General features: G+C 65.1%; 9 protein-coding genes. All 9 read left to right on the top strand.

Annotation, left to right across the window (positions count from 1 at the left end):
- Nucleotides 1–1,577: 1,577 nt before the first annotated feature.
- The 9 genes from BTH_RS09735 to BTH_RS09695 all read left to right on the top strand — a co-directional run bounded on the left by BTH_RS09735 (nt 1,578) and on the right by BTH_RS09695 (nt 13,786).
- On the top strand, nt 1,578–2,522 hold the full coding sequence (locus BTH_RS09735) for an ImpA family type VI secretion system protein (protein WP_009907984.1): 945 nt from the start codon (nt 1,578–1,580) through the stop codon (nt 2,520–2,522).
- A 33-nt stretch (nt 2,523–2,555) separates the two neighbouring features.
- Nucleotides 2,556–3,107 carry a type VI secretion system contractile sheath small subunit gene (tssB, locus tag BTH_RS09730; RefSeq protein WP_009901015.1) on the top strand — a complete coding sequence of 184 codons (552 nt, stop codon included), beginning with the start codon at nt 2,556–2,558 and terminating at the stop codon, nt 3,105–3,107.
- 2 nt (nt 3,108–3,109) lie between these two features.
- Complete coding sequence (tssC, locus tag BTH_RS09725; RefSeq protein WP_009901014.1) at nt 3,110–4,615, top strand: type VI secretion system contractile sheath large subunit; 1,506 nt, start codon at nt 3,110–3,112, stop codon at nt 4,613–4,615.
- 143 nt (nt 4,616–4,758) lie between these two features.
- On the top strand, nt 4,759–5,286 hold the full coding sequence (locus tag BTH_RS09720; protein WP_009901013.1) for an Hcp family type VI secretion system effector: 528 nt from the start codon (nt 4,759–4,761) through the stop codon (nt 5,284–5,286).
- Between the two features lie 78 nt (nt 5,287–5,364).
- Entirely contained in the window at nt 5,365–5,796 is a 432-nt protein-coding gene (locus tag BTH_RS09715) for a GPW/gp25 family protein (protein ID WP_009901012.1), read from the top strand.
- Between the two features lie 13 nt (nt 5,797–5,809).
- Nucleotides 5,810–7,672: a type VI secretion system baseplate subunit TssF gene (gene tssF, locus BTH_RS09710; protein WP_009901011.1), complete on the top strand. Its 1,863-nt coding sequence runs from the start codon at nt 5,810–5,812 to the stop codon at nt 7,670–7,672.
- On the top strand, nt 7,669–8,658 hold the full coding sequence (gene tssG / locus BTH_RS09705) for a type VI secretion system baseplate subunit TssG (protein WP_009893772.1): 990 nt from the start codon (nt 7,669–7,671) through the stop codon (nt 8,656–8,658). The genes tssF and tssG overlap by 4 nt, the downstream gene beginning before the upstream one ends.
- 2 nt (nt 8,659–8,660) lie before the next feature.
- Entirely contained in the window at nt 8,661–11,504 is a 2,844-nt protein-coding gene (tssH, locus tag BTH_RS09700; protein ID WP_009893771.1) for a type VI secretion system ATPase TssH, read from the top strand.
- Nucleotides 11,495–13,786, top strand: coding sequence for a type VI secretion system Vgr family protein (locus tag BTH_RS09695; RefSeq protein WP_011401423.1), 2,292 nt, complete (start codon nt 11,495–11,497; stop codon nt 13,784–13,786). The genes tssH and BTH_RS09695 overlap by 10 nt, the downstream gene beginning before the upstream one ends.
- Nucleotides 13,787–13,952: the final 166 nt, after the last annotated feature.

The following is a 13,952-nucleotide window of genomic DNA, read 5'->3' as shown; positions in this document are numbered from 1 at the left end:
CACGCGGAGGCAACGGCGCGGCACCGGAAGGCGGCCGCGCCGTTTCGTGTTGGCGTCGTTGCGCGTCGCCGTGCGCCGAGCGGCAGACGAAGGGCGGCATTGCGCGCGGGACGCCATGCCGCAACGCGCACGGATGCGCGGGCGCGCGCCGTGCTTGCGATCGGCGCCGGATGTGTGTCGGTACAGTGACACGAGGCGACGCCGTTCGTCTTGCCGTCCGTTTGAAAGAATGTGAAACGGGCGCGCCAGATTCGCCTCCGCATTATCGAGTCGAGCGAGCCGACGGCGCTGCGGAGATGTGATTGCGGGGCGATGCGTTTGCGCGGGCAGTCGGGACGGCGCACTTTGGCGTATCTATATATAGAGAAGTCCGCGTCGCCCGAGCTCCGCACCGCGCAAAGCTCGCGCGACGGATTTTTCGAGGGGGTGCTCGGATTCGTCGAGAAACCGCCGCCACACAATCCTCTCTAAAACAGTTCGACATCCTACTGAATTCGGCGGCAACCGGTCTCGCCGGATGAACTTCGCCGCCGTTGTGCCGGGAGCAGGCGCCTAATCAACACGCATCGGCCGGGATGGCTTGTGCTGGCCTTGTTGATTCAATCGTTATCGCATCTATTTTGATCATTTGGCGGACGCGCGGGTGTGCGCGCGGAAAAGTTGTCTCCCGTGTGGGTTAAATTGAGCCTAATGTAACAAAGATGTTTCGTCGGGCATTCCGGCGCGCATTCGGGGTGCCCGCTCACACATGCGGCTTCGGTTCGCATGCGGCGGATATTTTCGACCGGGTTGCAATTCCTTCGAGGTGGGTTTATTGTGGGGCAACAGGTCGCGCAAACGATTGCGAATACATATTAAGTAGTCTTGGAAACCCGACCTGCGCACTATGAAGTAGTGATTGAGTAAATTGGCGGTCGGGAGAAGGAATGTAGCCCGCAAGGATCGCCCAAGATAAAAATCTCCACGTCGTTCGATACTCGCTCCGCTTCGGAGACAATCCTCCTATTTCAAATTCATTGAATCAAACTTACAGTTCTGTTTGTAAGAAAAAATTATTTCCGCTTGCCAAATTTACGAGCGTTCTATAAGTTTACAGCGTAGACTGTAACGATATGAACGATTGTCACGCCGTTGTCGTTGAGGGCCACTAAGGTGTGACGCTTCAGATAAACCCGGTGCTTGGATGTTATTTCCGCCGCGATCGCGACGGCGCATCGATTTATGCGCGTGCGGTATTTGATTTAGCGGGAGTGCATCTTACCGATTGCCGTTGCGGAAGCCGGCGTATGCCGACTCGCAGGGATCGGGCTGGGCGGAAGGGGTGGGTTAATACCACTGAGAAAAAAACAGCAGCGTAAACGGTTTCCGTGGAATATTTTCCCGGACGCCGCGGGCGTTTGTTTGCCTTTTTCCGGCTAGTACTAATCTAATTCCCCACGCCGCTTTGACTGATGGTCGGCATCGAGTTATGTGGTCGCTAATACATTCGAAGAAATAAGTTCGGGTATTTTGACAAGACGCAAGCTAATCTGGTTTTGCGAAGTCGGTACCTAACGCCTGTGATTTGTGGATAGACCATGAACGACGATGCACTGCCAGTCCATTCGACGGACTTGCTGGATTTCGACGAGGATTTTATCAAAATCGACGCAGCTATCTGCGAATACGATTCCGTCGGTCACGCGCCACAACGCAAAGGAGAGAGCGCGTTCCAGTGGGCCTCCGTTGAAACGGCATGTCTTGCTCTATTGAAAAAGGCAAAGGACGTTCGGGTCGCCATTTGGTATCTGCGCGCCTGCATCGCGCGGCGCGGATTAAGTGGGTTGGCCGATGGCGTTCGGTTGCTGGCCGAGCTGATGAGCGCGCCCGTCGAGGAATTGCATCCTCGCGCGCTGCCTGACGAGTCGCCCGGCGAAACACTGCTGATTCATCTCGGCTGGCTTGCGGGGCCGCAGTTTCTGCATCAGCTCGGCAGTTCGCGGTTCGAAGACCGCGACGCGACGCTCAACGATCTGATCGGCGGGCGTGCCGCCGCGATCGTGGAGGATCGCGACTACTGCGTTAGAGCGAATACTCTTGTACATGACATTAAGGATTCCTTATCGCGAATCAGGGAATCAGTCGCAGTGGTAGAGCAAGAGCTCAACCTGTCGCGCTCGCTCGACCTGTTGAGCGTTGCGGCGTCGCGGCTCGCGCGGACGGACGCGGGGCGTGCGGAAAGCGAAAGCGTCGCCGGCGAGAAGCCGGCCCATGCCGAGGCCGGCTTCTCGCCGGCACCCGACCCGCAGCAGCCGGCCGCGGGGCCGGGCGGCGCGCTGAGATCGAGGCAGGAAGTCGGGGTGGCGCTCGAGCGGATCGTCGAGTACTTCCGCTTGCATGAGCCGAGCCATCCGGCGCCGATCTTCCTGTCGCGGATTCAACGAATGCTGGGTGCGGGTTTCGAGGAGGTGATGGCGGAGCTCTATCCCGAGGCGGCATCTCTCGTGGCCCAGCTGAACCGGCCGCAGAGCTCCATCAAGTAACGTGAACAACTTCGTGTAGAGGGTTTGCTCATCATGGTTCGACAAAAGGATGGACAGAAATTCATCGGGGAGAGTCGTGCGCCCCGCGTGCAGATTGAATACGACGTCGAGGTGTACGGATCGCAGAAGAAGGTCGAACTGCCGTTCGTCGCGGGCGTGATGGCGGACCTGTCGGGCGACAACACCGAGCCGCTCGGCCCCGTCGAGGATCGCCGCTTCCAGGAGGTCGACGTCGAGAACTTCGACGAGCGGATGGCGCAGATCGCGCCGTCGCTCAGCTATCACGTGAAGAACGTGCTCACCAACGACGGCACGCTGATTCCGATCGATCTCACGTTTACGTCGATGGAATCGTTCGAGCCCGCGGCTGTCGTCAAGCGCATTCCCGAGCTATCGACGCTGCTCGAGGCGCGCAACCGTCTGAAGGAATTGCTGACCTACATGGACGGCAAGGCGGCGGCCGAGGACGTGATTCAGGAATTGCTGAAGAGCCCGCAGTGGGCAAACGAGGCCGACGCGGCGCCGGAGCAATCCGGCGGTGCCGGTGAAGGCGCAGACCACCAACCGGAAGAGGGTGCGAAATGAGTATGCAGCAGCTTGAATCGTCTGCCGAGAAGGTGGTCGTCGATCAGAACAATGTCAACGAGGATCTGAAGGACATCCTGCGCCGCTCGTTTCGGCCGCGCACCAACGAGGCGGCCGAGGCGGTGCAGAACGCCGTCGAGACCCTGCTCACGTATGCGCGGCGCAGCCGCGTCGTGGTTCGCGAGGATGTCGCGCAGACGATCGAGCAGTTGGTTGCCGAGCTCGACAAGAAGATTTCCGAGCAACTGACGCTCGTGCTGCACAACAAGCGCTTCCAGAGTCTCGAAGGCGCATGGCGCGGATTGCACTACCTCGTGTCGAACACCGACACGAGCGAGAACCTGAAGATCCGCTACCTGAACATCTCGAAAGCGGATCTCGGCAAGACGCTGCGGCGCTTCAAGGGCGTCGTGTGGGACCAGAGTCCGATTTTCAAGATGATCTACGAGCAGGAGTACGGCCAGTTCGGCGGCGAGCCGTTCGGCTGCCTGATCGGTGACTTCTACTTCGACCACAGCATGCAGGACGTGTCGATCCTCACCGAGATGTCGAAGATCTCGGCGGCCGCGCACGCGCCGTTCATCGCGGCCGCGGCGCCGGGCCTGCTGCAGATGGACGACTGGAGCGAGCTGTCGAATCCGCGCGACGTGTCGAAGATCTTTACCGCGACCGAATACGCGTTCTGGCGGCGCCTGCGCGAGAGCAACGACTCGCGCTACCTCGCGCTCACGCTGCCGCGCTTTCTCGCGCGCGTGCCGTATGGCCCGAAGACGCAGCCCGTCGAAGAGTTCGGATTCGAGGAGAAGGTCGATCCGAACCGCGCCGAGGACTTCTGCTGGGCGAACTCCGCCTATGCGATGGGCGCGAACATCACGCGCGCGTTCAAGACCTACGGCTGGTGCACGAAGATTCGCGGCGTCGAGTCGGGCGGCGCGGTCGAGGTGCTGCCGAAGTTCGTGCTGCCGTCGCAGGATCGCGAAGTCGATCTGCACTGCCCGACCGAAATCGCGATCTCGGACCGCCGCGAGCACGAGCTGTCGGAATCCGGCCTGATGCCGCTCGTGTATCGGAAGAACTCGGATACGGCTGCGTTCATCGGCGCGAAGACCGTGCACCGTCCGGCAATCTACGAGGACGACGACGCGACCGCGAACTCGAATCTGTCGTCGCGGCTGCCGTACATCTTCGCGACGTGCCGCTTCGCGCACTACCTGAAGTGCATCGTGCGCGACAAGATCGGTTCGTTCAAGTCGGCCGAGGACACGCAGCGTTGGCTCAACGACTGGCTGATGAACTACGTGGACGGCGACCCGAGCATCTCGAGCGAGGTGACGAAATCGCAGCGTCCGCTGTCGGCGGCGGAAGTGGTCGTCGACGAGATTCCGGAGAACCCCGGCTACTATCGCGCGCAGTTTTTCCTGCGCCCCCATTTCCAACTGGAGGGTTTGACCGTTTCTCTCCGGCTGGTTTCGAAGCTTCCGTCGACCAAGCAAGAGGTGACGACCTGAGCCGCGACTACCGGGCCGGTTGCGGTTTCGCTTAAAGAAGGAGGTGTTCGAGGCGCTGCGGGACGGAGTCGAACCGTTCCGTAGCAGATTCAACAGCGGTCTTTTCGATATGGTCTTGTTATAACTAATTAGGAGTTCATAGCATGGCAAATGCTTTGGTTGATTACTTCTTGCAGATCGACGGCGTCGAGGGTGAGTCGACCGATTCGCAATATCCCGGTCTGATCCAGATTCAGAGCTGGCAGTGGGCGGAAGAGAACTCGGGCCGCTGGGGCTTCGGCAGCGGCGGCGGCGCGGGCAAGGTCGAGATGAAGGACTTCGAGTTCCGCATGGTGTCGAACAAGGCTTCGCCGAAGCTGTTCCTGATGTGTGCGACGGGTGAGCACATCCAGAACGCGAAGCTGATCTGCCGCAAGTCGGGCAAGGGCCAGCAGGAATTCCTGACGATCTCGTTCGCGAGCGGCCTCGTCTCGTCGTTCCGCACGCTCGGCAACATGCCGATCTCGCAGCTCGGCCACGCTAGCGGCGAAGTCGACGGCGTGCTGCCGACCGACCAGATCCGGATCAACTTCGCCCAGATCGAGTTCGAGTACCGCGAGCAGCGCAACGACGGCACGATGGGCGCAGTGATCAAGGCCGGATACGACCTCAAGCAGAACGCCCCGATCTAACCCGTCGGAAGGTTCTAGTTTCCAGGCTAACCTTGGGCAGTGTTGTGGCCTCGCGCCACAACACTCGGGAACACGCACGTGAGCGATCTTCAACTCTACAACAAGCTGTCGAGACGGATTCGTCGCCATTCGCTTCAAGAGGTCGTGGCCGATCACTTGGTCGATCTGATGAATCACGCGATCCGCGGTGCGCGCATGCGCATCGCGGACGACAGCCCGGCCGCGCATTCGGTGTTGAACTTCGGCTGTCCGCCGATGCAGATGGCCGGCGCGACGAAGATCAATCCGGTTCACGCGGCCGCGCACATCTGCGAGGTGATTCGTCGCTTCGAGCCGCGCGTGGATCCCGTTGCCACGACGGTCAAACCTCGGACCGAGAGCCGCAAGCGCCTCGCGCAGACGATCTATTTCGATGTATCGATGAAGGCGCGCGAAGACGGAGCCGAGCTCAGGGCGAGCCTCGCGCTCGATTACCTGAGCGGCTATTTCAGCCTGGCGGACGACCATTGAGCGGCGAGCTGCGATGAATTTCCTCGATCACTACAACGACGAATTGCGCCAGCTGCGCGATGCCGGCGCGCGCTTTGCGAAAGAGCACCCGCAGGTCGCGTCGGCGCTCGGGCTGCATCCCGATGCGGTCACCGATCCGTTCGTCGAGCGGTTGCTCGAGGGCGTCGCGTATCTGTCGGCGCGCGTGCAGAAGCGGCTCGATCGCGAGTGCGCCGAGTTCGCGCAGCAGGCGCTCGGGCGCATCTGCCCGCTCTACATGGCGTCGACGCCCGCGATCTCGACGTTCGCGTTCCATCCGGATCTCGGCTCGCCCGACGCGTTTCGCGGCAATACGCTGCCGCGCGGCTCGCTCGTCGCCGCGCATCTGCCGGGCCGCAAGCTGCCGGTGATGTTCTCGACCGCGCGCGACGTCACGCTGCTGCCGCTGCGTCTGGCGTCGGTCGAGTGCAGCCGCAGCATCACCGGGCTGCCGTCGCTGCTCTCGCAGCGGCTGGCATCGTCGCATGCGGTGCTGCGCTTCAGGTTCGAGGTCGAAGGCGGCGCGTCGATCGCGGAGCTCGCGCGCGAGGACGAGGGTTTCAAGCCGCTGCATCTGAGTCTCGCGGGCGATCTGCCGCGCGCCTATGCGCTGCATCGCGCGATGCTCGCCGATACGACCGCGTGGTATGCGCTCGTGTCGACCAATCGCGGCGACGAGGTGCTGACGTTGCCGATGTCGGGCATCCGGCTGTCCGGCGTCGACGATGCGGAGGCGCTGCTGCCGGAGGAGTTCGGCGGCTTGCCCGGCCTGCGGCTGCTGCGCGAGTACTTCGCGCAGCCGACGCGTCTGCTCGGCGTCTACGTCGACGCGCTGGCGGCGATCGCCGCCAAGGCGCCGTCGGCGCGGGCGTTCGAGCTGTTCTTCGCATTACGCGACGCACCGGGCGATCTGGTCGGCGACGTTGACGCGAGCCAGTTCCGCCTGTTCGCGACGCCGGCGATCAATCTGTATTCCAAACGTTTCGATCCGGTGCCCTACGACGCGAATCAGCCCGAGCAGTGGATTCCCGTCGACCGGATGCGGCCCGCCGCGCATCACCTGTGGGCGCTGACCGAGGTGTTCGTGTGCGAGACCAACGGTCGAGCGCATCGCGCGCGCTCGGTGCTCGAGACGGCGGGCTATGAGGGCCACGAGGGCTCGATCCGCTACGGCATGCGGCGCGAGGATGCGCTGCTCGTCGACGGCGTGCGGCGTGATCGGTTCGATCCGCTCGCGAGCCACGACCTGATCGCCGTCTCGATGGTCGACGACACGCTCGACCCGGACGACGTCGCGACGATCACGGGCCGCGCGCTCGTGGCCGATCGCGACTGGCGTCCGACCGGGCTGCTCGACGCCGACCTGCAACTGCTCGATCCGACCGCCGTCAAGCGTATCGAGTGCCTGTGGCCGGCGAGCGCGCCGCGCGGCAAGCCGAGCGTCGACGCGTGCTGGGAAGCCGTGTCGCACGTCGGCCGCAATCCGCTCGCGCTGCACGCGTCGCAACAGCAGGACGTGACGGCGCGCATCGTCGAGCAACTGCTGCTCGCGATCGACAAGGACGATGCGCTCGACCGGCAACGGCTCGAGAGCCTGCGCTCGGTCCTGCTGCGCTCGCGCTTCGTCGCGGCGGGCCGGGCGACGCCCACCGCGCTCGTGCGCGCGACGCAAGTCGAGATCGATATCGCCGAATCGCTGCATGCGGATCGCGGCGGCTGGCTGTTCGGGCGGCTGCTCGCGCAGGCGCTCGCCGAGGCCGCGACGCTCAATGACGGCATCGAGATCGTCGTGCGCCTCGACGGCGAGGCGGCGAGCACGCACACGAACGTCGCGGCGCGCGACGGGAGGCTCGCATGACGACGCTCGAGCGCGTGAGCCGAGCGCTGACGCCGCGCCGCACGTTCTTCGAGCTGATGCGGCGCGTCGAAGCGCTGCAGCGCAAGCACGACAAGCGTTTGGCGCGTAAGCGCCGGATGCCGAAGTGGTTGCGCATCGAGCAGCCGGCGGAGATGCATTTCGCGAGCACGGAAGTCGAGCGCGTGCACGTGGCGCTCGCGCGCTTCATCGAGGACGACGATCACCCGCAGGTCACGGTGGTCCAGCGTCACTTCGGGTTGTTCGCGCCGTATGGGCCGCTGCCGCTGCACGTGACCGAGCACGCGATGCAGGAGAAGCGCTTCGAGCGCAACGCCGCGTTCGAGCGCTTCGTCAACGTCGTGTGCGGCGATCTCGCATGGCTGCATTACTCGGCGTGGTCGTCGATGCATCCGGTGCTCGGCTACGAGCGTGCGCGCAATCCGTTCGTCGAGCGCGTGACGGCGCTCGCCGATGCGCGCCGCGCGCAGCAGGAGGGCGGCGAGCCGTTCGAGCAGCACGCGCTCGCATGCCGGCGTGCGTTTCCGGGCATTTACTGCGCGCCGCGCCGCTCGCTTGCCGATCTGCAGCGGATGCTGTGCGCGTACTTCGGCGTCGCGCTGCAGGTCGTGCCGCGCCACGGCCGCTGGGTGCCGGTGCCGGCCGCGCAGAGCCATGCGCGGCGGCTTGGCGGATGGCGGCTCGGCGCGCGGATCTGGGACGTGCAGCATTCGGTCGAGATCGTCGTCGGTCCGATCGAGGCCGACGAGTTCTACCGGTGGCAACGCCGCGCGGCGGCAGTGATGGCGCTGTCCGCGGTCGTGACGGATTTCGTCGACGGACGAATTTACCCCGTCATCAAGGTTCAGGTGTGGACGCGCCCTGAACTCGCAGGAAGGGTTGGGTGCATGCGCGTCGGCGTCGACGCGTGGTCACGGCCGAATCGGGCGCTGCGCACCCTGACTGTCTTTGAATCTTTTCGGGACTAGACGTGAATCGCGAACGCATATTCAACTGTCTCGGCCGCACGACCTATGCGGCCCTTGTCGATGCGACGGCGCTAGGCCGATCCCGTCGGCATGCCTTCATCGATCTCGATCACTGGGCACTGTGCCTGCTGCAGCGCGAGCAGAGCGATCTCGCGCGGCTGTTCGAGCAGTTCGGCAGCGATGTCGGCGAAGCGAAGCGCCGGATGGAGAAGGCGCTGGACGGCTTCGACGTGAGCGGCGACTCGCTGCGCGACATCTCCAGCTCGCTCGAGCGCAGCGTCGGGCCGGCCGTCATCTGGAGCCAGATCGCGGCGCGCGCGGGCAAGGTGCGCTCCGGCCACCTGTTGCTCGCGTGGCTCGACGAGGATCTGACGCGCCGCTGGTTGCAGCAGCGCGTGCCGAACGGCATCACGTCGGTCGCGCTCGACGAGGTGGTGAAGCGCTATGAGGCGCTCGCGCCCGGCTGGACGGAAACCGACGAAGCGCCCGCGGCGCTCGACGGCGGCGCGCTTGGCGCGGAAGCGGGCGAGGCCGGCGCCGACGGCACGAGCGACGCGCTCGCGAAATGGGCGACGTGCGTGACCGAGCAGGCCGCGCGCGGCGAGCTCGATCCCGTGGTCGGCCGCGACGATGAATTGCGCACGGTGATCGACATCCTGTCGCGCCGCCGCCAGAACAACCCGATTCTCGTCGGCGAGGCAGGCGTGGGCAAGACGGCCGTCGTCGAGGCGCTCGCGCAGAAGATCCACGCGGGCGCGGTGCCGCCGGGCCTCATCGGCGCGCAGGTGTGGGCGCTCGATCTGGCGCGGATGCAGGCGGGCGCGGGCGTGCGCGGCGAGTTCGAGCAGCGCCTGAAATCGCTGATCGACGCGGTGATCGCGTCGGCCGCGCCGATCATCCTGTTCTGCGACGAGACGCATACGCTGATCGGCGCGGGCGGCGCGGCCGGCACGGGCGACGCGGCGAACCTGATCAAGCCGATGCTCGCGCGCGGCCAGTTGCGGATGGTCGCCGCGACGACGTGGTCCGAATACAAGCAGTACATCGAGCCGGATGCGGCGCTCGTGCGGCGCTTCCAGGCTGTTCCGGTCGACGAGCCGAGCGACGACGCGGCGGTCGACATGCTGCGCACGATCGCGCCGCGCTTCGCGGCGCACCACGGCGTGCGGATCGTGGATTCGGCGCTGCGCGGCGCGGTCGAGCTGTCGCGCCGCTATCTGCCCGCGCGGCAGTTGCCGGACAAGGCGATCAGCCTGCTCGACACCGCGTGCGCGCGCGTCGCGATGAGTCAGAACTGCGCGCCCGCCGAGCTCGAGCGCTTGCAGCATCAGGCGTTCGCGATCGGCCAGACGCTCGATTGGCGTGCGAGCGACCGCCGCATGGGCGTGCGCACGCCGGGCGACGAAGCCGAGCTCGAGGGCCGCCAGGCGAGCCTCGTCCAGCAGGCGGCCACGCTCGAGACGGTCGTCGACGCGCAGCGCGACGAAGTGCGTTCGTGGCTCGCGCGTCTGAACGACGAGACGCATGTGTCTGCCGACAGCGACGGCGATTCGTTCGCCGCGCGCATCGGCGCGAATCGCTGGGTGCGGCCGTGGGTCGACGAGCACGTCGTGTCGGAGGTGCTCGCCGAGTGGACGGGCGTGCCCGTCGCGCAGCTCGCGCAGGACGACGCGCAGCGCGTGGTCGAGCTCGAGGGGGCGCTCAATGCGGGCATCCACGGGCAGACGGGCGCGATGCGCTCGATCGCGCAGGCGCTGCAGGTGTCGCATTCGGGGCTCAACGATCCGCGCCGGCCGCTCGGCGTGATGCTGCTCGCCGGCCCGACCGGCACCGGCAAGAGCCAGGCCGCGGCGAAGCTCGCCGAGCTGCTGTTCGGCGGCGAGCGCAACCTGCTGCAGTTCAACATGAACGAGTTTCAGGAAGCGCACACGGTGTCGACGCTCAAGGGCGCGCCGCCCGGATACGTCGGTTACGGCAAGGGCGGGCGCTTGACCGAGGCGGTTCGCAAGAAGCCGTACAGCGTGCTGCTGCTCGACGAATTCGACCGCGCGCATCCGGACATTCATGAGGTGTTCTATCAAGTCTTCGATCAGGGCTGGATGGAGGATGGCGAGGGCCGTCGGATCAGCTTCCGCAACTGCCTGATCCTGTTGACGAGCAATCTCGGCGACGTCGAGATCGAAGCGGCGTGCAAGGCCGATCCGCAGATTTCGCAGGCGAAGCTCGACAAGCTCGTCGGCGAACGGCTGCAGGGGCGCTTCTCGCCCGCGCTGCTCGCGCGGATTCAGCTCGTCGCGTTCCGTCCGCTCGACGTCGACGCGCTGACCGGCATCGCGACGCAGGCGCTCGACGAACTCGGCGAGCGCCTCGCGGAGAACGATCTGCAATGGCGCGCGGACGAAGGCGTCGCGTCGTGGGTCGCGCACGCGGTGTCGCAGCATCCGGCGAACGGGCGCGCGGTGCGCGACCTGCTGCGCCAGCACGTGATGCCGGCCGTCGCGCGCGGCGTGCTCGCCGCGCGGGCCGAAGGGCGCGCGCTGAAGACCGTGCGGCTGTCCGCGCACGAGAAGCTGTCGCTCGTGTTCGACGAGGATGCGCTGGAGATCGGCGGCACCGATGCGGCCTCGCTCGGCGAGCAGGCGGAGGCGGCGGCGCGCGAGGCTGCGGCGTCCGCTGCGGCGCACGGCGCACCCGAAGCGCATGACGCACCTGAGTCGCGTGACGTGCATGAAGCGAACGGCGACATGCGTGCCGAAGCGGACGACGAACGTCCGGCCGATGCGCATCATCCCGACGAAACGACCTCGGCGAACGCCGGCACGACGGGAGAACCGTCATGCGTCTGATCGAACTGCGTAGTCCCCTGCTGGACCCGGATGCTGTGGCGCTGAGCTTCGTGGTGCACGAGAACCTGTCGCAGGAACCGTCGTATCAGCTCGACTTGCTGAGTCACGACCCGGATCTGGACTTCGACGCGCTGCTCGGCTCGACACTGTCGGCCGACATCGATCTGGGCGGCGGCGACATCCGGACGTTCAACACGCACGTGTTCGGCGGCCACGACACGGGGCAGATGAGCGGGCAGTACACGTACACGCTGGAGCTGCGGAGCTGGCTGTCGTTTCTCGCGGAGAACCGCAACAGCCGGATCTTCCAGAACATGAGCGTGCCGCAGATCGTCGAGCAGGTGTTCCAGGGCCATCAGCGCAACGGCTACCGGTTCGAACTGGAAGGCACGTACGAGCCGCGCGAGTACTGCGTGCAGTTCCAGGAAACGGATCTGAACTTCGTGAAGCGATTGCTGGAGGACGAAGGGATCTATTTCTGGGTCGAGCACGAGCCGGATCGGCATGTCGTGGTGATTTCGGACACGCAGCGCTTCGAGGATCTGCCGCTGCCGAACGAAACGCTCGAGTATTTGCCGGACGGCGAGGAATCGCGGGCGATCCAGGGGCGCGAAGGCGTGCAGCGGCTGCAGCGCACGCGCCGGATCAAGGCAAGCAACGTCGCGCTGCGCGACTTCGACTATCACGCGCCGTCGAACAAGCTCGACAGCGACGCACAGCTGGTGTCGCCGCCGAATCTCGAAGGGATTCCGCTCGAGTACTACGACTATGCGGCCGGCTACCGCGAGCCGGAGCAAGGGGAGCGTCTCGCGCGGCTGCGGCTCGAAGCGATCCAGGCGGATTCGCACATGCTCGTCGGCGAGGCGAACGCGCGCGCGCTGGCGACGGGCCGGGCGTTCACGCTGATCGGGCATCCGGCGCTGGGCCGCAATCGTCGGTACTACGTGACGAACAGCGAGCTGACGTTCATTCAGGACGGGCCGGACAGCACGTCGCAGGGGCGCAACGTCGCGGTGAAGTTCCGCGCGCTCGCCGACGATCAGCCGTATCGGCCGCTCTTGACGACGCCGCGCCCCGAGGTGCCGGGCATCCAGAGCGCGACGGTGGTGGGGCCGGAGATGTCGGAGGTGCATACCGACAAGCTCGGGCGCATCCGCGTGCACTTCCACTGGGACCGCTACAAGACGACCGAAGCGGACGCCTCGTGCTGGATTCGCGTGTCGCAGGCGTGGGCCGGCAAGGGCTGGGGCGTGATCGCGATGCCGCGGGTCGGGCAGGAAGTGCTGATCACGTACGTCGACGGCGATCTCGACCGTCCGCTCGTGACGGGCATCGTCTACAACGGCGAAAACCCGACGCCTTACGATTTGCCGAAAGACATCCGCTACACGGGTCTCGTTTCACGTTCGATCAAGCGCGCCGGCGGCTACCAGAACGCAAGCCAGATCACGTTCGACGATCAGCGCGGCGCGGAGCGCGTGATGATCCACGCGGAGCGCGACATGCAGCAGACGGTCGAGCGCAACAGCTCCACGTCGATCGCGCAGGACTTGAATCTGTCGGTGAAGGGCACGGCGACGTCGGTCGTCGGGATCTCGGTCAGCTTCACGGGCATCTCGGTGTCGTACACGGGGCTGTCGGTGAGCTTCACGGGCGTATCGGCGAGTTTCACCGGCGTGAGCACATCGTTTACCGGCGTGAGCACGAGTTTCACCGGCGTGTCGACGTCGTTTACCGGCGTGAGCACGAGCTTCATCGGCGTGTCGACGTCGTTTACCGGTGTCGATACAGGCTTCAAGGGCGTGTCGACGGCGATGATCGGTGTCTCGACCAGCGTCGTGGGTTCCAGCAATTCCGTGACGGGCGTGTCGAACAGCATGACGGGCATCTCGTCGTCGTGGACCGACGTCAGCATGTCGACGACCGGGCAGTCGCAGAGCATGACCGGCGTATCGCTGTCGTACACGGGCACGTCGAACAGCATGACGGGCACGAGCACGTCGGTGACGGGCACGTCGACGAGCATCACGGGCACGTCGATGTCGAACACGGGCAGCTCGACGAGCATCACGGGCACGTCGATGTCGACGACGGGCAGCTCGACGAGCATCACCGGCTCCAGCGTGTCGACGACCGGCAGCTCGGTGAGCACGACGGGTTCGAGCGTATCGACGACGGGCAGCAGCGTGTCGACGACGGGATTCAGCTTCTCGTACACCGGGGCGAGCTACTCGGACGTGGGCATCGACCTGAAGAAGGTCGGCATGCAAGTGAAGAGCTGATTCTATGCGCGATATCACACCATCATCGCTTTTCGCCACTGAAGCCGCGGTGCGGATCTGCGTCCGGATCGGCAGCATCGCGGCGCCCGAGCGCGCGGCGCCGGTCGATGCCCGCGGCCGCATCGAGGCATGGGCTTCTGCGAATGCGAATGCAGACGGAGGGGCC

The organism is Burkholderia thailandensis E264 (assembly GCF_000012365.1).
Classification (GTDB): domain Bacteria; phylum Pseudomonadota; class Gammaproteobacteria; order Burkholderiales; family Burkholderiaceae; genus Burkholderia; species Burkholderia thailandensis.
This window is presented reverse-complemented; position numbering and strand designations above follow the sequence as displayed.